This is a genomic window from Vibrio sp. VPAP30, assembly GCF_001188205.1.
Classification (GTDB): Bacteria; Pseudomonadota; Gammaproteobacteria; order Enterobacterales; family Vibrionaceae; genus Vibrio; species Vibrio bivalvicida.
On the sequence record NZ_LBLS01000026.1, the window covers coordinates 316,934 to 340,833 of the forward strand.

Here is a 23,900-nt window from a genome sequence, read left to right on the forward strand (position 1 = left end):
TCCTCGAAAGGAGCTTTTTCAATCAAGCGGGTAATTACTCGAAGCTAAGGCCAGCTTCTTTGTACAAGCGGCGACATGCTTTGCCATCGCTATGGAATAGATGGCAACGGTGAGCTGGAATGCCAACAGCGAGTTTGTCACCCGGCTCAACATCTAACGTGTCTGGTTGGCGATAGATCATGTCAGCATCAGCGGCATCGATATGTAGGTAGGCTTGAGTTTCGTTACCAAGCTTCTCAACAATGTTGACTTCACCTTCGATGGTTGCATCACCTTCGTTTGCAGGTAGTAAGTGCTCAGGGCGAATACCTAGCGACATGCGCTCACCGCGAGTTACGGTAGTGCCATCAACAGGAATCCAGAAAGCTGTACCGTTGGCAAGTTGAACCATCACGCGATCTTTTTCTGCTGCTTCAATGAAGACACTCATAAAGTTCATCTTAGGTGAACCAATGAAGCCCGCAACAAAACGATTTTCAGGGTAATGGTATAACTCTAGCGGGCGACCAACTTGAGAAACAAAACCAGCGTCAAGAACCACGATTTTGTCTGCCATTGTCATCGCTTCTACCTGATCGTGCGTTACGTAGATCATGGTACAACCAAGTTTGCGCTGCAATTTAGTAATTTCAGAGCGCATTTGTACACGTAGCGCCGCATCAAGGTTTGAAAGCGGTTCATCAAGTAGGAATACGTTAGGCTGAGAAACTAGTGTACGGCCGATAGCAACACGCTGACGTTGACCACCGGACAGTGCTTTAGGTTGACGCTCAAGCAAGTGGCTAAGCTGAAGAATTTCAGCAGCGTGTTCAACACGTTTGCTGATTTCACCCTTGTCAGCTTTAGCTAACTTCAGACCAAAAGACATATTATCGTAAAGGTTTAGGTGCGGGTAAAGTGCGTATGACTGGAACACCATGCCAACACCACGTTTTGAAGGTTCAACCTCATTCATGCGTTCATCACCAATGTAGAGATCACCCGAAGTGATATCTTCTAGACCAGCGATACAACGTAGCAATGTTGATTTACCACAACCTGATGGGCCAACAAAGACGACAAATTCGCCTTCTTGGATATCTAAGTCAACATTCTTGGAAATCAGTACGTCACCGTAAGCTTTACATACATTTTTTAACGTGACACTCGCCATCTAGCTCGTCCTCGATCAATTTTTTATATTTTACTGCCTAACATTATATGAATTATGGAGTAGGCAATAATAGTAGGAATTTGGTAAGGAATGGATTCTATATAATATAATGTAAGAAAATATGGGTGAAGGAGTTCCTCACATCACCCACCAAGCCAAATTCAGGTTTGCTTTCCCCCGTGTGACACAAGCTTCTCCCCCGAACGAATCAGTTTCCTGAATACCTACGTGACTTGTGCACTCATTTGCAAACCCTAGCGGCATTGTAACCAGTCACCATGAATCACGTGTTACTGGAAAGGGTTCTTACCATCCACTCTTGGATGTCTGTAGTTTGCGTAATTCACCCTTCAACTGCATCCTCCCAAGCCAAGTTTTTGTAGGGGTAGTAGGAGGGGAGGAGGTATGAAAGGGTATTGAAGATGTTGCGAGATCGAGTTCAAATATTTCCGTTCGGTTACATTGAAATCGATCACACAAAGAGATGGTTTTGAGACTTTGGTCACCAACCTGTGACGATGGCGATCACGAAAATAGTCCATAATAGCTAGGGCGTAGGGAGTAGGAGGATGAGCCTTTTGTCAGTTTGGCTGAAAATAAGTGCTGAAATACGGCGAAACCTCTGGTGGAGCCCTACAACACAAATATAAAAAGGATATGAACATGAAAAATGCCCTAAGCACAGTAGCACTTGGAACTCTTGTTGCTCTTGGCTCTTTTGGTGCAAATGCTGCTATCGAAGAAGGTCAATTAACAATCTGGATCAACGGCGATAAAGGCTATAACGGACTTGCTGAAGTAGGTAAACAGTTTGAAGAAGACACAGGTATTAAAGTGACAGTGGCTCACCCTGATGCGCTTCAAGATAAGTTCCCTCAAACAGCGGCGACTGGTGACGGTCCTGATATTGTGTTCTGGGCTCACGATCGCTTTGGTGGTTACGCAGAAGCGGGTCTACTGGCTGAGATCACTCCTTCTAAAGATCTTAAAGAAGGCATCGTAGATTTCGCATGGGATGCAGTGAAATACAACGGCAAAATCATTGGCTACCCAGTAGCGGTTGAGTCTCTATCTCTTATTTACAACAAAGACCTAGTGCCAAACCCACCTAAGAGCTGGGAAGAAGTAGCTACGATTGATGCAAAACTTAAGAAAGACGGCAAGTCTGCAATTATGTGGAACCTTAAAGAACCGTACTTCACTTGGCCACTAATGGCTGCTGATGGTGGTTACGCGTTCAAATACGGTGCTGCAGGTTACGACGTGAAAGATGCGGGTATCGCAAACGACGGTGTTAAAGATGCAATGAACTTTGTTAAAGGTCTTGTAGACAAGGGCGTTATCTCTTCAGACATGGATTACTCAGTTTCTGAGTCTGCGTTTAACCAAGGTAAGACTGCGATGACAATCAACGGCCCTTGGGCATGGGGTAACATCGAGAAGTCTGGTATCAACTACGGTGTAACAACGCTACCGAAGTTTAACGGTCAGTCCTCTAAGCCATTCGTTGGTGTACTAACCGCTGGTATCAGCACGGCTTCTCCAAACAAAGATCTAGCAGTTGAGTTCATCGAAAACTACCTACTGACTAACGATGGTCTACGTAAAGTTAATGACGATAAGCCACTAGGAGCTGTTGCTCTTAACTCTTTCCAGCGTGAACTAGATGCTGACAAGCGTATCGCAGCGACAATGGACAACGCGATGAACGGCGAAATTATGCCAAATATCCCTCAAATGAACGCATTCTGGGGCAGCGCGAAAAATGCAATCATCAACATCGTTGATGGCCGTCAAACTGTAGATGCAGCACTTGCAGATGCAGAAAAACAAATGACTAAATAATTCAGTTTTACCTTTTTAAGGAGGGGGTAACCCCTCCTTCATTTTCAAGTTTTATTATCGCTAGCAGGTTCTTTTATGCAGTCAGTTCAAGGTACAGATGCGATGTCGTCTACAACAACGAGCTTGCCATCAAGTAAAAGTGTATTCATCAAATGGGGCTTACTGGGCTCTGTAGGTATCATTAATGGATACGCAACGATTCTAATGTATTCTCGCGGTGAGTTGGCCTTTGCCCTACTTACCCTAATCCTAACCGCACTCGCGTTATTCATTTTCGGTAGTAAAAAGACCTACGCACATCGTTATATTTACCCAGGTATTGCAGGCATGATTTTGTTCATCCTGTTCCCACTTGCGTACACCGTTGGTCTTGCTTTCACAAACTACAGTGCGAAAAACCAGCTTTCCTATGAACGTGCTCAATCGGTTCTAATGGACCGCACTTTCCAAAGCGGTGACAGCTATCCATTTACGTTATATAAAACAGACGAAGGTCACCGCCTTGCTGTTAAGAAAGGTGATCAGCTTCTAGCAACCGATACGTTCAATCTTGCGACGCTATCTACTTCAGGTATGGATCTCTCTGTTGTAGATTCAGTGGCGGGTGAGAAAGAAAAAATCAAAACCATTATTAAGAACAAGTCGCTGCTCGGTAGCCTAGATCTCCATTTACCATCAGGTGAAGATATCCGCATGAGTGGCTTGCGTAAGTTTGCAGCAGTCGTGCCTCTTTACACCCTACAAGATGATGGCGAAACACTACTTAACAACCGAACTCAAGAGTATCTACGCCCAAATATGGAAGTAGGATTCTATCAACCAGTAGATGAAAATGGTCAGTTTGTTGGTTCAACCGTATCACCAGGCTTTATCGTTGATATCGGTACGCACAACTTCGAGCGTGTATGGAAAGATGATGGTATCAAAGAACCTTTCATCAGTATCTTTATCTGGACAGTACTCTTTTCAGCACTGACTGTTGGTCTAACAGTAGTGATTGGCTTGGTGTTGGCGAGTGTCGTACAGTGGGAAGAGCTGAAGGGCCGAGCAATTTACCGTGTTCTGCTAATCCTTCCGTATGCGGTACCTGCGTTTATTTCGATTCTGATCTTCAAAGGTTTGTTCAACCAGAGCTTTGGTGAGATCAATATGGTGCTTGAAGCCCTGTTTGGTATTAGCCCTGCTTGGTTCTCTGACCCTATTATGGCTAAGAGCATGGTGCTGGTTGTTAACGTATGGCTTGGCTTCCCTTACATGATGATTCTGTGTATGGGTCTGCTAAAAGCGATTCCAGAAGATTTGTTTGAAGCGTCTGCGATTGACGGTGCTAACTTTATCGACAACTTCCGTAAAATCACCATGCCGTTGATGATTAAACCGCTAACGCCGCTGTTAATCGCAAGTTTCGCATTCAACTTCAACAACTTCGTATTGATTCAGCTTCTGACTCAAGGTGGTCCAAACATGATTGGTACCTCAGAGCCAGCCGGTTATACAGACCTTCTAGTAAGCTACACCTACCGTATCGCGTTTGAAGGTGCTGGTGGTCAAGACTTCGGTCTAGCGAGTGCAATTGCGACGCTTATCTTCCTATTAGTAGGTGGATTGGCACTACTCAACCTACGTTTCACTAAGCTGTCTCAAGATTAAGGAGTACCGGATAATGGCAATGGTACAAGGTAAATCACTTAAATACCGTGTATGGGCGACACATGCAGCCCTATGGATTTTTCTTTCGGCGATAATCTTCCCATTATTAATGGTTATTGCGATTTCCTTCCGTGAAGGTAACTTTGCGACGGGTAGTATTATTCCTGAGAACCCATCTCTAGAGCACTGGAAACTGGCGCTTGGTTTCTCGGTAACCAATGCAGATGGTAGTGTTACACCACCTCCATTCCCAGTGCTACTGTGGCTATGGAACTCGGTCAAAGTGGCGGGCATCACTTCAATTCTAATCGTTGCTCTATCTACAACCTCAGCATATGCGTTTGCTCGTATGCGTTTTAAAGGTAAAGAGACCATCCTTAAGGCGATGATGATCTTCCAGATGTTCCCTGCAGTACTAGCGCTCGTGGCACTTTATGCCCTATTCGATAAGCTAGGTCAGTACATTCCGTTCCTTGGTTTGAATACACATGGTGGTCTGATTTTCTCTTACTTGGGTGGTATTGCTCTGCACGTATGGACGATTAAAGGCTACTTTGAAACGATTGATAACTCGTTAGAAGAAGCGGCTGCGCTTGATGGCGCAACACCATGGCAAGCATTCAAATTGGTACTACTACCATTGTCGGTGCCTATCCTTGCGGTTGTATTCATTCTGTCGTTCATTGGTGTGGTTGGTGAAGTTCCGGTAGCATCTTTACTACTTTCTGATGTAAACTCATATACATTAGCGGTTGGTATGCAGCAGTATCTATATCCACAGAACTATCTATGGGGTGATTTTGCAGCAGCAGCAGTGTTATCTGCACTACCAATTACCGTCGTATTCTTACTTGCACAGCGCTGGTTGGTCGGAGGATTGACCGCTGGTGGTGTGAAAGGTTAATAAGAACGATAAGGGCGACCGCGAGGTCGCCCATTTTGTGTCTCCGCTCAACAATTTTGGTTTGGCCGCCGATCAGTTAAGTAGAGAGCAGAACTGGCGTTACGCATAGCTGGCTGTTAGCTAGATTCCTTACTATTTCACTACTAACAGTTTTTGTAACCAAAACCCGGCTTTGTCCCGGGTTTTTTTGTACCTAAATAACGCTAAAACAGGGGCAGTATAAAGTGCTTACTTTGGAATGAAATCGCCAGGGTGAGTCGGTGCGACTGGGTATAGGTTCTGGTTTGTAATGATGGGTGTTGTTGCATTTACTTGCGGTGAGCAACACGCTGTTTGTTTAGAGTTCTCGGTTAGAAGGAGCGCATCCAAGGTATTGAAGTAGTACGTAGATGCTCTCTTGAGATAGTGCCACTTTTCTGAATAGGTCTGCGAAGGTATCGTCGCCACCAAAGCAGGTGCGGATATAATGGTTGATCTCATCTTCACCGTAACCTTCGACATACATGGTACGAACCCATTGGTATTCAACAGCTTTTAAGTTTGATAGTGTAGTTTCACTCAAGGTGGTTTCACTGAGTTCCAATAGAGGTTCCTTCATCCGCGATCTTTGTTTTAGTCAGCGGATTTAATCAAATCAAGATGAAGGAAAAATGACAGAAATGTGGCGTTGTGGTTACGGGTATTAGAATGGAGGCGCAAGGCCCCCAACTTGGAAGAAAGTTCACTATTTTAGGTACTTAACGTGTGCTTCCATCTCTTCACCAATCTCTTTACGCATATTCATTAAGCGGATTGCTGAGTCGCGTAATTCGATATCTTCTGGTGTTTCTGGTACCCACTCAGGCACTGAGGTCGGTGTTCCATTCTCGTCTACTGCAACCATGATGACGATGCAGTGGGTAGTTAGACGATTGTTCATTTCTTTAGGATCACTCGCTTGCACGTCAATGGCAATATGCATTGAGCTACGACCTGTATAGATGACTTTGGCGCTCACTTCGACAAGGTTGCCCACATGTATTGGCGCAACAAAGCGGATTCCACCTGCATAGGCAGTGATACAGTACTTACCACTCCAAGCCGCAGCATTGGCGTAGGCTGCCAAATCGATCCATTTCATCACGGCTCCACCGTGAACTTTGCCTCCAAAATTCACATCTCCTGGTTCAGCAAGAAACCGTAACGTAATATCGCGTTGACCTTTGCTCATCCGTTAGTCCTTAGTTGTTATTATGTTGCGTGTTCCATCTTTAATAACAAACTGATTAACTATCTGCAACAATTATTGACATTAAGTGTCTCCATAGCCGCGAGGGATAAAGGCCAAGCAGATATCAACGCTTCATATTTACTTTGATACGTCTTCATATTCTCCCTCTAGTACCGAGCGATCATTTTGCTGCGAAGAAGCAGAGCGATTCATCTTAAGCGATTTCTCGATCTTTTTACCTGTGATGACCGTTGCAATGGTCAATGGAATCACCATGATCAAGCTAAACAGAAGGGTGAATACACCAATAAACAATGCCAGAATACCAGAAATGACTCTATTCATAATTATTACCTCTCAATTACATGGCTAGATTAACCTAGGGTAAATGAATCAAACATGAACAGGTACACAAATTAAGGTGAATACAAAAAAGCCACTTTCTAACAAGAAAGTGGCAACTACGGGGGATTATTATAGGTATAGTGTTGTGGAGTTTTGCCCCAGAAGCTCCGGGGCGATATTCTTATGATTAATCTGAGAAGCCCAAATCGCTTACCCAAATTAATGAATCCCTGAGCTTATTTTGTTGGGTAAGTCTTGTAACGAACGCCCATCATTTGTTCCATACAGTGAACAACCTGACAGCTGTAGCCAAACTCATTGTCATACCAGATGTATAGCACGCAGCGGCTGTCTTGAGCGATGGTCGCAGCACCATCAACAACACCAGCAAAGCGAGAGCCCACTAGGTCAGTTGATACAATTTCAGTCGATTCTGTGTAGTCAATTTGCGCAGATAGTTCAGACGTCAGTGCCATTTCACGTAGGTAGTTATTTAGCTCTTCTTTATCTGTGCCTTGTTTAAGATTCAGATTAGCAATCGCCATTGATACGTTTGGCGTTGGTACACGGATAGCGTTACCTGTTAACTTGCCTGCAAGCTCTGGTAGGGCTTTCGCTACCGCTTTCGCCGCGCCCGTCTCGGTTAGAACCATGTTCAAAGAAGCACTACGACCGCGACGCTCGCCAGAGTGGAAGTTATCAATCAAGTTTTGGTCATTGGTAAACGAGTGAACCGTTTCAATGTGGCCAGAAATTACACCAAACTTGTCGTTGATTGCCTTAAGTACAGGGGTAATCGCATTGGTGGTACAGCTTGCTGCAGAGACGATGGCGTCTTCAGGTTGGATAACGCTGTCGTTAACTCCAAATACCACGTTCTTAATGTCGCCTTTACCTGGAGCTGTAAGCAGAACTTTTTCCGCTCCTTTACATTCTAGGTGCTGTGCTAAACCTTCGGCATCACGCCATACACCTGTGTTATCTACGACCAGAGCGTGGTTGATCCCGTAGCTGGTGTAATCGACTTCTTCAGGCTTATTTGCGTAAATAAACTGAATGTAGTTACCGTTGGCAATGATGGCTTTGCGCTCTTCATCAACAATAATGCTGCCGTTGAATTGACCATGTACAGAGTCTCGGCGCAGCAGGCTAGCGCGTTTTTCTAAGTCACCTTTCTTGCCACCGCGAACAACAACTGCACGCAGGCGAAGTGGGTAACCTGGACCTGATTTTTCAACCAGAAGGCGAGTCAAAAGGCGACCAATGCGACCAAAACCGTACAATACAACGTCACGTGGCTCTGTCACGGTCTCGCCATTCATAGCGCCTAGTAGAGATGAGTGAAGGAAGTCTTTAACACCGTGTTCATCATCACGACTTTGCCAGAATTCATGGGCAAGCTGGCCAATGTCGATACGGCATGGAGAAAGTTCCATTTCAGCAAGCGCTTTGATGAGAGGAAGAGTTTGCTCTGGAGTAAGAGCAGTACCTGTATAGCGACGTGCTAAACGGTGAGTTTTAATGATGTCGATGGTCGCTGCATTAACCAGTGTTTTACCAAAGAGTAGAACTTCGACGCCTTTGTGACGGTAAAGTTGACCTAGAAGTGGAGAAATAGTTTCCGCAATCGTTTGGCTCATTTGCCAATCTAAGAGGTGTTTCTCTGGACTCATTGTTTGTATGGACCTTTCACGTTTTTTGGGGACTGACTCTATTTCACCTGTAGGGGAGTGAATAGAGGAAATGTATTAATTTTGTAATTTTTATGCGGCAGGATTGTAAGGCCTAACATCTTATTCTGCTAGTAAAATTAATTCAGGTTATTTTGGCTGTGATGGTACTCACTTGTGGCGAATTTTACTATAAATTGTAGGTGGTAGTGTCTGTTGACATTTTAAAACAAGCAATCTTAATTTGTACTAAAAAATACTAGAAGCACATAATTTATGTAATACGATCTAATAAAAATCTTTTCAATTAGATCTGTGTCACTCTATCTACTTAAAAGGTAAACGATAAACCAATAGAGAACAGATCGACTTTGGTACTAAAGGGTTTAGTCGGATCTTGCGGCACGGTGAAGTGTCCACTGATCACGTTTTCTCTACCGTAGAAACGTTGCCATTCGATTGACGTGTTTAATTGGGGTGTCCAATCGTAGCGGAACCCCACTAAATAGCTTTCTGTATCATGTGTCAGTCGCGCCTGCCCGTACTGAATATATGGCGTAAGGTTTTCGAGTTGATAGTCAACACTAATGTACCAGTCTGAGCTGAAGTTCTGTGAAAGCATAGTCTCTGCTTGAAAATGGAGTTGTCCGAAATAGTGGCTAATACCAAGTGAGAATACGTCAAGGTCGTAAGACTTTGGGACTGTGCGTAATCCTGTAAGAGTTGCTCCAAGGTTGACATAGGCAATGTGTAGTAAGCTATCGCCGTACAAAAATTCAGAGCTAAAACCAAGGGCTCTGGAAATTTCTAACGAAAACGGTGCGCCATATTGGTTAACTTGTTCTTCGCGTGGGATAGCGATATAAGGAGAGAATACAATTTGATTACCATTATCAAATGCATGCAACATGTCTACAGAAACTCCTTCATAGTAAGTCAGCCCAAGGCTATTGCCGTATACTTCTGGCGGTAAGCGTATCCACGGGTACGCGCTAGAAACATAGTAGTACTCAGACATAATAAACATCGGAGTTCGTAATCGGCCAACTTTTGCTCGGAATGACTCTGTACTGTATTCAATCAATGCTCTTTCAAGTTCAGGAGAGGAAAACGTATCCTCTGGTCTTTTAACTACTTGAACCGTAGTACGAAGTTTCGAAGAGATTCGCCAATCGGCTTGAACACCTAAGGTAGTATCACAATCAAAACACCATTCATCGGTAATGTTTCGTCCAGAAAGAATGGGGAGTTGATTGTCACTCTTCGCAGCAGCAAATGTCCCAAACCCACTAAGCTGAATATTATCTGAAAGCGTTACCTGAGCCAGGCTGAGTGTAGGAATACCCCAAAGCATAACAATGGTTAACAACAGATAGCTATAATTAGTCCGCAAGCTGATATATGACATAGGCGTCCTCTGGAAGCAGTTCTTTAGGAACATACGCGATACCATTTGCGTTGTTCTCTAGCCAATGGAGAATGAGTTCGAGTGATTCATCAGGAAGTTCTACCGGGACAATCGCTTTACCTGAGAAAGATAATTTGGCCCAAATTGCAGACATTTGAGTCGGAGATTTATTGAGGAGTTTGCGGTAGAAGTATTCACGATTTTCGGAATCACGGGGAAGATCAAGGAGACGAACAGGAATACCATTTATGTGCGAAACGCGGCCACGATAAAGTAATTTGACTTGATTTGAGCGTAAAGCCTTAAGGTCTGGGTTGAGCGTAATAACAGCAAAGCTATTCGCACTGGCTTGAAAAGCGAACCAAAACAAAAGAGTTGAGAGTATTAGCCTGATCAAAATATCCTTTTCTTTCTGACGTTGATGGTTAATTAAAATGTTTTTTACTTGTCTGGTAGTCAGTCAGCCTTATTGTTTGTTGTTATTTCTTACGCCCCTGATTGAATAATCAACTAGACTTAGATTTCTATAGTCTTAAATTGATTCAAGGAATGAATCCGGATGTTACTGACTAATATGTCTATTAAAAGTAGACTATTTATTCTGTGTCTGATACCTACACTTGTCATCATCGCTTTCAGTGCTAACTTAGCTAAGGACTTTCAAGACAGGCTACATAGCTATCAATTAGTCGATGAGAAGAATGAGACCATCACACTATTGGCTGAGTTTTCTCATCACCTGTATGTCGCTCTGAATCAACGTTTAGCTGGCCAAAACGCGAATGCATCAATAAATCGCGCTCAGCAAACAATGGCGTTAATTGCCAAAACAGCACATACCTCAGATCATGTCCATCACGGGATTCAAACTCCAAATCAAGCCAGCAGTTTTATTGAAGAGTTGCAGTATTTGTTACCTGAATTGGTCAACTCTGACTCAGCTTCAACGATAGAGTTGGGCCAATTGATCTATACCATCTATCACGATTTACTTGTGGAAGTGCATAGTTTAGAAAGTCATGGCACTTCTCTCAGTGTTCATCATCTTGATTTGGTTTTGTCGGATCTAAGTTGGCTGTATTTTTGGATGGAAAGGGAAGCGTGGCTAACTCAAGAAATCCGATGGTTGGAATGGCAATATTCGGATTATGCAGAGGAATACTTTCGTATCAGAGAAAGGCAACAGCTTTACCTCGATAAGTTTGTCAGTTTGGGTGCGGATTCTCAACAGGTTCAGGTGCTTCTTGATCTCTTCGCGAGTCGAGAATTTCAGCGCGGTACATTGGCGAAAGAAGTTTTGTTGAGCCGTTCTGGAGAGAATATATCGCCATCAGAATTCGTTGAGATAATTAATACAAGGAATAAAGCTGTTGAAAAAAGACTCATCACCTTTTCCCTTAGCCTACGAGATCAGATTGCGGTTAGTATTCGCAATGCAGAAAAAGGATTATGGTTAATCGGAATCTCCGGCTGTTCAGTATTTATCATCATGTTTGCTTGGGGAGCAAGTACCGTTTATAGGATCAATTCTAAACTTGCCAAGATCATTTTGGTAATGGGGCATATGAAAGAGAAAGATGGTGCAGAGAAAATACCGATAGACGGCAACGACGAGTTCTCTTCATTTGCCAAACGATTGAACCAGATTATCGAGCAACAAAATGAATATGAGCGAAACTTGGTACAGGCAAAAGAGCGTGCTGAGGCGGCCAATAAAGCCAAGAGCATTTTTCTTGCCAATATGTCTCACGAAATTCGTACACCGCTTAATGGTATTATCGGAATGACAGAGATACTTTCTGATAGTCACTTGACCACGGCTCAAAGAGAGATATTGGCCGACGTTGATATCTCGTCACATGCGTTGTTACTGTTGATCAATGATATTCTTGATTTGTCCAAGATAGAGTCAGGGAACTTGGTGTTAGCCCCCCACAGTGTTGATCTAAGAGAAACCGTGTATGAAACCATAAATATGGTGTCAGCAAATGCACTCAAGCAACAGGTAGAAGTCCAAGTCTCTTTTTCTCTCCACCTACCTTCATTTATTGATGTAGATGACTTTCGTTTCCAGCAAGTGCTGATGAACTTATTAAGTAACGCGATCAAGTTTACCCGCAATGGCGTAGTAGCGATCGAACTTACTGCTGAATCACAACAACTCGTATGCCATGTCATTGATAATGGTATCGGGATTTCTCATGACAAGTTAAGTGAAATCTTCAAACCGTTTACCCAGGAGGATGGGAGTATTACTCGACGTTATGGTGGTACAGGACTTGGGTTGGCGATATGTCGTCAGTTAGCCGAACTAATGGGCGGCAAGATTGAGGTAAACTCAACTACTGGGGTTGGCAGTCGCTTTTCATTGACCATTCCGTTAACTATTAGCGAGAAGCAGCCAGAACCCATTAATTTGGCAGCACATGGCATTCTCGTTAGCAATGACTCCAATTACCTTCAGTTAATCAAGGTGGAAAGTGCCCGGCTTGGTGTTCAACTTGAGGTATACAACACAGTTGAAGACATCCCTTTGAAGGGTGATGAGGTGCCATTCATTCTCTATTGCACGGAACGCAGTCGAAGTGCAAGAAAAGATGTCACTAAGCTAAGAACCTATTACCCTTCGGCGGAAGTCATCGGCTTGAGTCATCATCTATTTACCAAGCCAGAATTAGATGTATTGCTTGGCGGTTCAATCGCGTTACCAATTCTAGGGCACCGATTTGAGTTTGTTCTGGAAGCAGCATTAAGCAAGCATCAACTAAAAGACATCTCGGAGACAAGCTTTGAACCAGATATTCACTTATCGGGAGTAAAGAAAGTTCTGATTGTTGAAGACAATCTAATGAACCAAAAAATCGCCTCATTTTTTCTTAATAAAATTGGCATTGAATACGTGATAGCAAGTAACGGACTAGATGCGCTTAACGCAGTTAAAACGGGTGAAAGCTTTTGTGCAATTCTGATGGATTGCATGATGCCGATTATGGATGGGCTAACTGCAACAAAGGAGATTCGTCGATGGGAGGCGGATAAAGGTAAACAGAAAGTGCCGATTATCGCCTTAACGGCGAGTGTCTTGCCTGAAGAAATTCAAAGCTGTTTCGAAGCAGGTATGGATGCGTACCTTCCTAAACCCTATAAATCTCAACAGCTATTCGACACTTTTGAGCGTTTAAAGGTTACCCTTTAATTTGCATGGTCTATCTGTTCCAAATCATCAAGCGGTAGCCAGTTAACTTTTACACCAGCTTGAAGGAACATTTCTTGGCTTACTTTGATCTTATCTCCCCATCGGGAAAGGAAGTCTTGTGTTTGCTCTGGACAGTGAACCGCTGAAATACCGGTCTGAATGATCTTAGCCGCACAATTAGGACAAGGAAAATGGGTGACCCAAATCTCACACCCGTCTAAGTCACGCTTTGCAAAAAGGATGGCATTCTCCTCTGCATGAAGTGTTTTCAAATACTTCATTTCGCGATCATCGGTCATCGCACTGTCTGAAATACCGTGTGGGTAACCATTGAAGCCTACAGAGACGATACGGTTTTGCTTCGTTATTACAGCGCCGACTTGAGTGGAGGGATCTTTACTCCAAGAGCCAACTAGTTCTGCCATTTGGTAAAAGCGTTGTGCCCATTTTGAAATCATTCAATCTTCCTCTAGGAGATAGTTAATGGATAGACCGGGTAGGTTTATCGCGAGTATTCAACGTTGTGTGATATGGATCTGCTTATAATATCCTAGTTTAACGTCGTATAGTCCAGAAAAAACCGCTGGTAAGTGAAGTTACCATCTGATGAGCCAAATGATAGTGGGATTTTGGTCACCTTTTGTCAATTGTAGAAGGTCTGTTTATATCGGATATTCCCCCGGGTTCGTGTGCGAGATCTCTTACAAAGGCGTGAGTAATGTGAGAAGCGATCACTGAGAAATTGGGCGCGTTGAGTTGTAACGTCATGAATAATAAAAGTATGTATATTTATTGAACTGCAGGCGGGGTGTGGGAAAATGAATAACAGCGTTGTGAAAACAGTAGCGAAGCCATAATCTTAAGTTGTCAGCAGGGAGCAGACACGGAACAGGAAAGACCCAAGGATTGGTCATCTTCAGGACGAAGATTCGATTATTCAGGACGAATAATTGGCATGGAAAGCGAAGGACATTGGCTGGACGCTAGTAACTAGGATGGTTACAAAAGGATAGACAATGGACGCTTAACGGACTAAGGCAATATCTATCAGGATGATAGAGTCAGGGACACCGCTTATGGATAAAGCGATGAGAGTTAGCGAGGATAGCTAACGGGCTGGATTGCCAAGGACACCGCTAGGATGGCGATGATAAGGAAAGTGCTGAAGGATTCAGCGTACTATCAAGGAATAGATGCAGGGAGCACCTATTAGTAGCCGGATTGCTGCGAGTAAGAATAGAACCCCACTAGGCGAGAGCTTAGTGGGGTTTTCTTTTGTCTAGATAAAACATGACTCATTCTAGAATAAAAAAGGGAAGCAGCCACTTCCCTTTATGCATTTCACACTAATGTCCTTTTAGCGTTTGAACGTCACTTCTTCTTGGCTATCAAGATGGATATGAGTCTTTGCTGGTTGTGTTTCAGCGATCACCTTACCGTTACGAACAGAGTAACGCACAGGTACTTGGCGACGTACTGCATCAAAGCCATTCTCTGCCGGTAGGATAAGTAAGCTACCTGGCTTGCCTTGCTCAATACCGTGTTTGTCTTGGATGTTTAACGTGCGCGCTGAATTAGTGCTGATTAAATCCAAACCATTGTTGACCTGATCGTAACCCATGACCTGAGTAACATGTAAACCCATATGCAGTACTTGTAACATGTTTGCTGTACCTAATGGATACCAAGGGTCAAACACGTCGTCATGACCAAAGCAGACATTGATACCAGCGTTTAGCATTTCTTTCACACGAGTCACGCCACGGCGTTTCGGATAATCGTCAAAACGGCCTTGTAGGTGAATGTTCACTAACGGGTTAGCGACAAAGCTGATGCCTGACATCTTTAACAGTCGGAACAAGCGGGATGCATACGCGCCGTTGTATGACCCCATTGCTGTAGTGTGGCTCGCTGTCACTCGGTCGCCCATTTCATATTTGTGTGCTAGTGCGGCAACAGTTTCAACGAAGCGTGATTGCTCATCATCAATTTCGTCACAGTGAATATCGATCAGGCGGTCGTACTTACGAGCGAGTTCGAACACATAATGAAGTGACTCGACACCATACTCGCGGGTAAATTCGAAGTGAGGAATCGCACCGATAACATCAGCGCCTAATTGCACCGCTTCTTCTAGCAGTTCTTTGCCATTTGGGTAAGAGAGAATACCTTCTTGCGGGAAAGCGACAATTTGAATGTCGACCCAGTCTTTCATCTCTTCTTTAACCTCAAGCATTGCTTTCAACGCGATTAAGGTTGGATCAGAAACGTCTACATGAGTACGAACATGTTGGACACCGTTAGCGATTTGCCACTTTAGGGTTTGTTTCGCGCGGCTTTTGACATCTTCAATTGAGAGTAGCTCTTTGCGCTCCGCCCAACGTTCGATACCTTCAAATAAGGTACCCGAGATATTCCAGCTAGGCTCACCTGCCGTTTGAGTGGTATCTAAGTGAATGTGCGGTTCACAGAAAGGTGCGACAGCTAAGCCGCCCTCGGCATCTAGAATATTACCGTCAAAAGCAAGGTCTGCATCGTTGTCGAGAATCTGCTTGAATTGACCGTCTTCAATAAGAATCTGCTTCAGACCTTCTTGATTGCGTAGCATTGCGTTTTTGATCAATAACTTTGTCATGATGCTTCCTTACGCTGTTTGTGTTTTCAGCGCGTGTTTGTTGAGTAATGGATTGAGAATTGCGTAGCAAAGTGAACCGCCTAGCACAGCGTTCAGGGGGACAACTCCAGGAATAAACTTGCCTGCAGCAACGCCGATTGCGACCGCAATAATGCCTGCCCAATTAATAGTTTGGAACTGCGCGTTTGCAAAATCTTTGTAACGTTTACGGTTGATTAGGAAGTCTGCGATGATAACGCCACCAATCGGTGGAATTGCCGTCGAAAGAAATGTCAGCCAACCGACAAAGTTATTGTAAAGCCATAGCGCGAAGATGGTGCCAATGATGCCGTTCATGATCGACATAGTGGTACTAGAACGACCTGTAATGTTCGAGAGTCCAAGGCCAGAGGCATACAGCGCGTTCTCGTTAGTTGTCCAGATATTCAAGCCAAGCACAATGATAGCCGGTAGTAACAGGCCCTGAGCGATCATGACGTCAGAGATGTCCGCTTGACCCGTTGCTGCGGCACCTGCTGCGCCGAACATGAACATCAGCGAATTACCGATAAAGAATGCCACCATAGTGACTAATACGGCGCTGGTCGGTTTTCTACCAAATCGCACGAAGTCGGCGGTTAGTGTGCCCGCACTAACGAATGAACCAACAACCATAGCTAGAGCGACTGAAAAGTCTATTGGAGTTTCAGGTTGAATTTGTTTGAGTTGTTCAAAGCCGCCAACACTATCGACTGCAATCGATACAGAGTAGCTGCCAAGAATTGCAATCGCAGGTACGGCAATCGCTGACAAGACCATTAGAGCCTTAATACCGAAGTAGACCGTGGCTGTCATCAGTAAACCAGACACAACAATTAGTGTATTGGTATCTATACCTGTCGCTTTTTGCACTGGGATGGCGAACATCGCAACACCGACGCCAAACCAACCGACTTGAGTACCACCTAATAGAGCTGAAGGGAGCCAAGAGCCTTTTGTACCAAAAGAGAAGCGCGCAAGAAGATGAGTAGAAAGACCAGTAGAAGCGCCAATGTAACCAAGAAAAGAAGTGTAGATACCTAGAATGAGGTTACCGACGAGAACAGCGAGGAAGAAATCATTAAAGGAGAGGCTAGTGCCGAGGGAGCCGCCTGTCCACATACTAGCGGAGAAAAAAGTGAGTCCAAGCATTACCATGGTAAGTGAAGCGACTCCTTTCCTTGCCGTTGTCGGCACGGGTCCAAGACTGTAGTTATTGTCCGCAGCCATTTATAACCTCCGCAAATAGATTATCAATACAAATTGTAGGTAGAAAATAGTTAAACGGCGCGTATTATGGTGATATAAATAATAGAGTCAATGATTTATTGATTATTTAATCGATTGCTTGGGGTGTTTACTTAATAAATATGTTAATTACCAATGTGTTATGAATTGTTAGGATGAATAAAAAGCTATCTTTATTTGTGTTTTTCAGTATAACTAGCGTCAATTGATTGGTGAATCTATGGTTATCTTTTTGAACTTGATGTATATGTAGTACTGTTTATGTTGCGCCAGTCAAAAGAGAGGGATTGTGAGTCTTTATAGCGATTTTTATGTCTGAATGACTATGGTTGAGTAGATTGACAGATATAAAATGGCATTTATGATGCTTTAACTCCTATATTGGTTTAGAAAGGCTATTTTACTACGTTATCTAGTTGTTGACCTTTGTCATTCTATAGACCGACGAAGGAAGGAGTATGAAGTGTTGTGTCTGGCTACTCAGAATAGGAAGTTGCCAACTCTTTTGGTTGCATGCTCTGTAAGTGATATATATGGGAACAATAGTGCGATGAGCTGATAGGTGATTCACCTAACCCATAAAAAGAAAAGGCCAACCTCAAGAAGTGAGATTGGCCGATATATGTGTGAACAAATGGGTTCACTAACAACGTCAGTTGGCTAGGTGACCCTCGGCTTAATTAAGGGTCACTATTACCATTGCACTATATGTGCCAACTTTTATAGCACCAAATTGCGTTAAAATTGAGCGCTTTTGTGACGTTTTTACCATTACATTTGCATATCGAAATTGCAAAATGCAAATAACCTTAAAAATGCTAATCATATAATTGTAACTAAAGGGTGGGTTCAAGCACAGTTAGGCTCACAGTTCTACCTAAAACCTAAGCCAACCATTGTTGCGCTTAGTACTAAATAGAATAGAAGAAATAAAGCTGGGACTTCATGCGAATGATAATTCCGCGAATCGCATCTAAGAATGCCATAAAGCCAATCGGTTTGTCGCCACTGATCCAAGCTAAACCCACAGAGCCGACGGGAATGTCATAGTCGTCAGTTTCTTCGATTTTCAATCTAACAAAGTGATGCTTGTTTTGTAGGTTTTGACCCGTCGTTGTACGCACTGGTTGATCAAATCCAAGTAAGTTACCCTGAGATTCTCCGGTCGCCTCAACGATGCCTTCAACCTGAGCAGAGAAGATCTTGCCCGGGTAAACAGAAGAAGCAAACTCAGCCGCATGACCCGGTTTAACATTTCGAATTGCCTGATGATTCACACGCATCAGCACATATTTCTCATCGGTATACATCTGAAGTCTTGGCATCATAGAGACACGTTGTCCTTCACGAAGTATAAAGTTAGTGACAAACCCATCAGCCGGAGCGTATACCTTGGTACTGTCCAAGTCCCATTGTTCTTTAGCTAGCTTCTCGCGAGCAGCCTTCCAATCGGCTTGTTTACTTTTTACGGTCAGCTTGGCCTTAGTGATGGCGAGTTTGGCTTTATCGGCATCCACTATTTTGGTACTTAGCTCAGATTCAATGGTTGAAATATTGTGTTGTGCTTTCTCGACAGCTGTCTCTTGTTTGTCGATATCACTCGCGGTGATGGTATTTTCCACGACACGGTTTTGCTCTTGATAACGCTTAAGCATTTTAACTTGCAGTTTGTGATCGACTTTTGCTGCTGCTAAACGGCTTTCTGTGGTCTTCACCTCTTGCTGCATAGATTGATATGTTGCTCGAGCAATCGCGATATCTTCTTTTGCTACTTGGTAAGCCACGTCTGCTGATTCTTCTGCAACTTGCGCTTGATTGAGCGAAATCTGGTATTGGGTAGGATCGATTTCGTAAATGAGCTGACCTTTTGAAACTTGCTGGTTTGGCTCAATATAGATTTTGTCCACTTTGCCTGTCACATTCGGAGAATCAGGACGCAGTTGTATGTGCGGCGACTGAACCACGGAACCACCAGAGAGATCCATTGGGGTAAAGTTGATCAGGCCAACCCAAACAAACATTAGCCAAGAGGCGCCACCTAGGTAAGCGAATGACTTAGTCGCTTTGTTCCAAGGCATACCAATAAGGCGAAGCAAATAAATAAACAGTGCCCAGACGGCTAAACCTTCTAACATTACGCTTCTCCTTCAGTGTTGTTACTTTTCGGGGCATGACGCCAGGTATCGCGCAGGTTGATGATGGCTTTTTCCATATCAACGAAGGCGAGAATAACGGCGACAACCCAAACCCAGTGCCAGATGAAACCAATCCATGTGAGTGCCGTTATCAATCCAATTTGATGATGATCTTTGCTATGGGCTTTATTGATTGGTAGTTCGTGGAATTTCCAAAATCCAAATAATGCAGCACCAACGGTGGCAACAAGAACAACCGCTGCGACGACGTGCAAAATTGTATCGGCATTTGTTCCGACGAACGGGACACTTAGTAAACTCATTCAAGGCTCCAAAGTTATAACAGAGCTTGATTGTGATCTAGAATTGAAAAAGTCGATGGGTTGTGACAGATTAAATCACATGACGCAAGATATTGAGTTGATCTGTATATGGATAAAGTGAGATTTATGCGAGCCATAGGTATTTACAATATGCACCTAGAAGCTCACAAGCGTTATGATTTGGAGCAAGGCTCTCTTGGGATACCGGATGAGGTTTTTCACAATCCGATGACGCTTATTCCCCTTTCGGAAGTTAATCAGTGGTTTGCCAAACTTGAACACAAGACTGGCAATCCGGATATTGTGCTTGAACTGATGCAAGACAATGACATTGCGCGAATAGGGTCAATCAGTCACTGGTTATTGTCAGGCTTTGACTTTGCGTCAACGATACGGCGTATGAACTATGGCCTCAATAGTTTACAAAATGGTGCGTTTTTATCGGCTGCTTTAAGTGGCTCCATCATTAAGTGGACATACCGAAACCCACATGTCAAACCTCAAGTCAAAGTCCACGATAGCGTTCGCATGGCAGTCGCGCTGGTTAAAGTGATGAGGCTCTATCTTGGCTCGAGTTATTCCCCTTTAAGAGTACGTTTATCAGGGACTCGCAAGAACATAGAGAAGTATCGAGCGTTTTTTGGGTGCGATATTGACTGGAGCCATTCAAGTACTGAGATTTGGTTTCACTCCGAGGTTCGTTTAGCCACCAAGCAACAGTCCAGTATCCGTAAGGGGCGACTCGCGATGAATTTCTCTGACTTGGATGAACTGCTCAATATGCCGGATCCAGAAGATGAAGTTAAAGTAATTTATGAAGTACTTAACTACAGTCGTTTTCATGGTTTACCGACACTTGAGCACGTCAGCAGCTTATTGGGTATGTCGACACAGCAGTTTCAGCGAGCACTGCGCAAGCTTGGAATGAACTTCTCGACCGTCTGCGGATATGTGCTGAGTAACATTGCTGTCTCTATGTTGACCAAAGGCGTCGCTATTGATGAGATCGCGCGTCGGCTTGGCTATCAGAACACTGCAAGCTTCAATCGAATGTTTAAGAAAAATAGAGGACTAACGCCCATCCAATATGTTCAGCATTACTGCTTAGATGAGCGTTAAGTGTGATGTTACTTGCCTTGTTGGTCGTGCCAGCGTGAACCATATGCTTGGCTGTAGTCTGGCGTTTGGCTGTGTTTGGAATCTGGCATTGCCTTCAGAGGACCAACAACGGTTCGATATGGTAGGAAGCCAGCAAAAGCGGTTAGGTCCATATCGCCTAGATCATCATTGACGTCTCCTTTGCTTACTTTTACTGAAGCTTCGGTTAGAGGAATGGCGAGCAACATCGTGCTGTTTAGCTCTCGCTCGCTGCTGAGCCTCACATCATTGGTTCTTCCAGGTGCGATTTGCTCAACAAAATGATTCAGCAATCGATTTTTTTCGTGCTTATCTTCTATCGTTGTGAACTGACCAAGTACAACTGCACTTCGATAATGAGCGCTATGATGGAACGCGCTTCTTGCCAAAACCCAGCCATCGAACAAGGTGAATGTTAAACAGGTCTTGGTCCCACTTTTTAAATTGCGCATCAGTCGGCTGTTGTTTGCACCGTGAATATAGACGGTATCTTCTACTCGCCATGCCAGCATCGGGATGACATAGGGTTGCTCACTGTCCGAGATAGCGATGTGTGCCACTAATGACTCGTCAATAATGTCGTACAACGCTTGTTGCTCGGTAACCGCTTTATGAGCCCCTTTCTTAAGTTCAGTTCTTTTGGTTGCTGATAACATTGCCTTGCCTCCTGCAAATATTTGATTTGCAGAAAATGTACCTTTAAATTGGTACTAAATTTAGAGCCACTTCTATTTAATGGATGGATCCACTTATGGCATTGATCGATATTGGCGATCTTCAATTAAGTATTGAGAGTTGCACCAAGCAAGAGGCGTTGTTCAACGCTGTTAGGGATAAAATCGTAGGTCAGTTATGGGGAAAGGGGCTAAAACTTCCGTCAACACGCAAATTGGCAGAGGAGCTTAACCTAAGCCGAAATACGGTGATCCATGCGTATGAACAGTTGCATGCTGAAGGTTATTTGGAGAGCCGAGCTGGCTCTGGCTACTTTGTTGCGCTTGAACTGCCAGACCAGTTCGTGACCACGGCTTATCAGTCCATTGAACCAAGCCGCCCGGTTAAATCTGCTGATTACAGTCGCGCGTTTTCGCCTGGTGTTCCGGACCTCGGCGAATTTCCAATCCAGAAATGGCAAAGATTGCTGTCCCGCCATATCAGCCGAGTAACCCTACTAGGTGGGCAAGATATTCAAGGTGACGGCAGCCTTCGACAAGCACTTGCAAGCTACTTGGCTACGAGCCGTTCAGTGGTCTGCGATCCGGATCGAGTAGTCATTACGTCGGGAGCACAGCAAGCATTGACGATAGCGGCTTTACTGACCTTGAAAGAGGATCACAGCATATTGATGGAGCAGCCAGGCTATGCGCAGATGGCTAAAGTTCTCAACTTGCTTAATTGTGATTGGAGCCCTGCGGTCGTTGTCCCTAAATCGGGTTTGGATTTAAACCTAGTTGAAAGCAGCAGTAGCAAGGTGATTTACGTCACCCCAAGTAACCAATATCCGCTTGGCACGACCTTAGACATTAATCAGCGTTTAAGGCTGATTGAATGGGTGAAAAACCGTAATGGCTGGATCATTGAGGATGATTACGACAGTGAATTTCAGTTTGCTCACCGTCCATATCCAAGTCTTCAAGGCTTAGCGGCTAAAACAGGTCATGATCAACACGTCATTTACGTAGGTTCACTAAGTAAAGTGATGTTCAATGGCTTACGACTAGGTTATCTGGTTTTACCTAAATCCATGGTTGAACAAGCGCTAAGTATAAAAGATGCGCTAAGTGGCGACTCTCCAAGTCATACTCAAGCTGCTCTAGCGGATTTTATTGCCGAAGGCGACTTGGTTCGTCATATTAGAAAGATGCGTCGTTTGTACAAACAAAAACATCAAATGATGCTGACTATGATAGAACGATACTTTCAAGGGAGTTTGGAGGTGATCAGCCAAGCGGCAGGGCTGCATGTCACGGTGAGGTGGCGAGGACATATTTCTGAAACCGACTTGGCTGCACGTGCGAGCTCTTGTGGCGTTGTGATTCGCCCTTTTTCTTATTACGAGCAGCATGAAGGCGGAATGCAACGTGATTGGTTTGGCGCTGTCTTAGGCTTTGGTAATGTCGGTCTAGATGAAATAGAGCCAAGTATCCGTACCCTTGCCGAAATCTTCAATTCATGATGTTATTGATTAAGGTGTAACTAGAGGGAGGAAGGGTTCGTATGTGTCGATGGTTAGCCTATCAAGGAGAGTCAATTTATCTCGATGAGTTGATTTATGAACCTGAACATTCATTGGTTCATCAGAGCTTAGAGGCGCGCAAGGCAGTCACAAGAGTCAATGCTGACGGTTTTGGGTTAGGGTGGTACACAGAGCGAGATACACCAGGGCAATTTCACGAGGTCCTTCCTGCATGGGGAGATGAAAACCTTCGCTCTCTCACTCATCATATTCGTTCTCATCGATTTATGGCGCATGTGCGTTCATCAACGGGCACACAAGTCTCACGGTCCAATTGCCATCCCTTTATCAGTGAAAACTGGATGTTTCTCCACAATGGCCAGATTGGTGGTTTTGAGCAGGTTAAGTTTGAGTTGGAACGCCAGTTATGTGAATCGCTGTTTTTGAAACGTATGGGTACGACAGACAGTGAGTTAATCTTTCTGCTTATGTTACAAAATGGCTTAAAGCAGAATCCTGTCGAAGCGATTAGAAACACCTTATCAATGATCTGTAAGTTGATGGCTGACAAGCACATTGAGGAGCCGTTAAAAGCCTCCATTTGTATCTCGGATGGCAATCAGTTTTGGGCTGTGCGTTATAGCTCAGATCAAGAAGCACCAACGGTTTTTATCAAACAAGATGGCGCGAATATTGTCTTGGCTTCAGAGCCGTTAGAAAAGAGTCCTGAATGGAAAAAAGTGAGCCCTCAGACCATTCTAAATATCTGCTCAGACAAAGTGGATTCATACGCTATTTAAGCAGCTGGCAATGTTCAGTTTCTGCCCAATTAATCTGAGAATCGAGA

Annotated in this window: 20 protein-coding genes; 7 read left to right on the forward strand and 13 right to left on the reverse strand. The window is 44.0% G+C overall.

Annotated elements, in window-relative coordinates; genetic code table 11:
- Positions 1 to 34: 34 nt before the first annotated feature.
- Entirely contained in the window at positions 35 to 1,153 is a 1,119-nt protein-coding gene (gene malK / locus ZX61_RS11865; RefSeq protein ID WP_049844830.1) for a maltose/maltodextrin ABC transporter ATP-binding protein MalK, read from the reverse strand.
- Positions 1,154 to 1,816: 663 nt separating this feature from the next.
- Between malK and malE the strand changes: the two genes are divergently transcribed.
- From malE to malG, 3 genes are all read left to right on the forward strand, one after another.
- Positions 1,817 to 2,998, forward strand: coding sequence for a maltose/maltodextrin ABC transporter substrate-binding protein MalE (malE, locus tag ZX61_RS11870; RefSeq protein ID WP_049844831.1), 1,182 nt, complete (start codon positions 1,817 to 1,819; stop codon positions 2,996 to 2,998).
- 75 nt (positions 2,999 to 3,073) lie between these two features.
- The gene (gene malF / locus ZX61_RS11875) at positions 3,074 to 4,648 is read left to right on the forward strand and encodes a maltose ABC transporter permease MalF (protein WP_049844832.1); all 1,575 of its coding nucleotides are present in this window, start codon (positions 3,074 to 3,076) and stop codon (positions 4,646 to 4,648) included.
- A gap of 13 nt (positions 4,649 to 4,661) precedes the next feature.
- On the forward strand, positions 4,662 to 5,552 hold the full coding sequence (malG, locus tag ZX61_RS11880) for a maltose ABC transporter permease MalG (protein WP_049844833.1): 891 nt from the start codon (positions 4,662 to 4,664) through the stop codon (positions 5,550 to 5,552).
- Positions 5,553 to 5,889: 337 nt separating this feature from the next.
- Here the strand turns inward: malG and ZX61_RS11885 are convergent, their stop codons facing one another.
- The 6 genes from ZX61_RS11885 to ZX61_RS11910 all read right to left on the reverse strand — a co-directional run bounded on the left by ZX61_RS11885 (position 5,890) and on the right by ZX61_RS11910 (position 10,582).
- Positions 5,890 to 6,135, reverse strand: coding sequence for a hypothetical protein (locus ZX61_RS11885; RefSeq protein WP_049844927.1), 246 nt, complete (start codon positions 6,133 to 6,135; stop codon positions 5,890 to 5,892).
- Between the two features lie 141 nt (positions 6,136 to 6,276).
- Positions 6,277 to 6,762, reverse strand: a complete 486-nt coding sequence (locus ZX61_RS11890) for an acyl-CoA thioesterase (protein WP_049844834.1) — start codon at positions 6,760 to 6,762, stop codon at positions 6,277 to 6,279.
- Positions 6,763 to 6,900: 138 nt separating this feature from the next.
- Positions 6,901 to 7,107, reverse strand: a complete 207-nt coding sequence (locus ZX61_RS11895) for a hypothetical protein (protein WP_049844835.1) — start codon at positions 7,105 to 7,107, stop codon at positions 6,901 to 6,903.
- A 236-nt stretch (positions 7,108 to 7,343) separates the two neighbouring features.
- A complete protein-coding gene (locus ZX61_RS11900) occupies positions 7,344 to 8,780 on the reverse strand; it encodes a glyceraldehyde-3-phosphate dehydrogenase (protein ID WP_049844836.1) in 1,437 nt (478 codons plus the stop codon).
- 328 nt (positions 8,781 to 9,108) lie between these two features.
- Positions 9,109 to 10,185, reverse strand: a complete 1,077-nt coding sequence (locus tag ZX61_RS11905; RefSeq protein WP_049844837.1) for a sulfate ABC transporter permease — start codon at positions 10,183 to 10,185, stop codon at positions 9,109 to 9,111.
- Positions 10,160 to 10,582 carry a hypothetical protein gene (locus tag ZX61_RS11910; protein WP_049844838.1) on the reverse strand — a complete coding sequence of 141 codons (423 nt, stop codon included), beginning with the start codon at positions 10,580 to 10,582 and terminating at the stop codon, positions 10,160 to 10,162. The genes ZX61_RS11905 and ZX61_RS11910 overlap by 26 nt, the downstream gene beginning before the upstream one ends.
- A gap of 162 nt (positions 10,583 to 10,744) precedes the next feature.
- Between ZX61_RS11910 and ZX61_RS11915 the strand changes: the two genes are divergently transcribed.
- Positions 10,745 to 13,381, forward strand: coding sequence for a hybrid sensor histidine kinase/response regulator (locus tag ZX61_RS11915; RefSeq protein ID WP_049844839.1), 2,637 nt, complete (start codon positions 10,745 to 10,747; stop codon positions 13,379 to 13,381).
- Here ZX61_RS11915 and ZX61_RS11920 read toward each other — a convergent pair.
- The 5 genes from ZX61_RS11920 to ZX61_RS11940 form a co-directional block, all read right to left on the reverse strand.
- Positions 13,378 to 13,839, reverse strand: a complete 462-nt coding sequence (locus ZX61_RS11920) for a dCMP deaminase family protein (RefSeq protein WP_049844840.1) — start codon at positions 13,837 to 13,839, stop codon at positions 13,378 to 13,380. The genes ZX61_RS11915 and ZX61_RS11920 overlap by 4 nt on opposite strands.
- 899 nt (positions 13,840 to 14,738) lie before the next feature.
- Positions 14,739 to 16,016 carry a cytosine deaminase gene (locus ZX61_RS11925; RefSeq protein ID WP_049844841.1) on the reverse strand — a complete coding sequence of 426 codons (1,278 nt, stop codon included), beginning with the start codon at positions 16,014 to 16,016 and terminating at the stop codon, positions 14,739 to 14,741.
- 9 nt (positions 16,017 to 16,025) lie between these two features.
- On the reverse strand, positions 16,026 to 17,264 hold the full coding sequence (gene codB, locus ZX61_RS11930; RefSeq protein ID WP_049844842.1) for a cytosine permease: 1,239 nt from the start codon (positions 17,262 to 17,264) through the stop codon (positions 16,026 to 16,028).
- Between the two features lie 929 nt (positions 17,265 to 18,193).
- Positions 18,194 to 19,417, reverse strand: coding sequence for an HlyD family secretion protein (locus ZX61_RS11935; protein WP_049844843.1), 1,224 nt, complete (start codon positions 19,415 to 19,417; stop codon positions 18,194 to 18,196).
- A complete protein-coding gene (locus ZX61_RS11940; protein ID WP_049844844.1) occupies positions 19,417 to 19,740 on the reverse strand; it encodes a hypothetical protein in 324 nt (107 codons plus the stop codon). Before ZX61_RS11940 ends, ZX61_RS11935 begins: the two co-directional genes overlap by 1 nt.
- A 108-nt stretch (positions 19,741 to 19,848) precedes the next feature.
- On the opposite strand from ZX61_RS11940, the gene ZX61_RS11945 reads away from it, so the two are divergent.
- On the forward strand, positions 19,849 to 20,859 hold the full coding sequence (locus tag ZX61_RS11945; RefSeq protein WP_200904235.1) for an AraC family transcriptional regulator: 1,011 nt from the start codon (positions 19,849 to 19,851) through the stop codon (positions 20,857 to 20,859).
- Positions 20,860 to 20,867: 8 nt separating this feature from the next.
- Here ZX61_RS11945 and ZX61_RS11950 read toward each other — a convergent pair whose 3' ends face one another.
- Positions 20,868 to 21,533 (reverse strand): pyridoxamine 5'-phosphate oxidase family protein, encoded by a 666-nt coding sequence (locus tag ZX61_RS11950; RefSeq protein ID WP_049844846.1) that lies wholly within the window; start codon positions 21,531 to 21,533, stop codon positions 20,868 to 20,870.
- Positions 21,534 to 21,628: 95 nt separating this feature from the next.
- On the opposite strand from ZX61_RS11950, the gene pdxR reads away from it, so the two are divergent.
- Both pdxR and ZX61_RS11960 read left to right on the forward strand, forming a co-directional pair.
- On the forward strand, positions 21,629 to 23,053 hold the full coding sequence (gene pdxR / locus ZX61_RS11955; protein WP_049844847.1) for a MocR-like pyridoxine biosynthesis transcription factor PdxR: 1,425 nt from the start codon (positions 21,629 to 21,631) through the stop codon (positions 23,051 to 23,053).
- Between the two features lie 41 nt (positions 23,054 to 23,094).
- Complete coding sequence (locus ZX61_RS11960; protein ID WP_049844848.1) at positions 23,095 to 23,853, forward strand: class II glutamine amidotransferase; 759 nt, start codon at positions 23,095 to 23,097, stop codon at positions 23,851 to 23,853.
- The last annotated feature ends 47 nt before the right edge of the window (positions 23,854 to 23,900 follow it).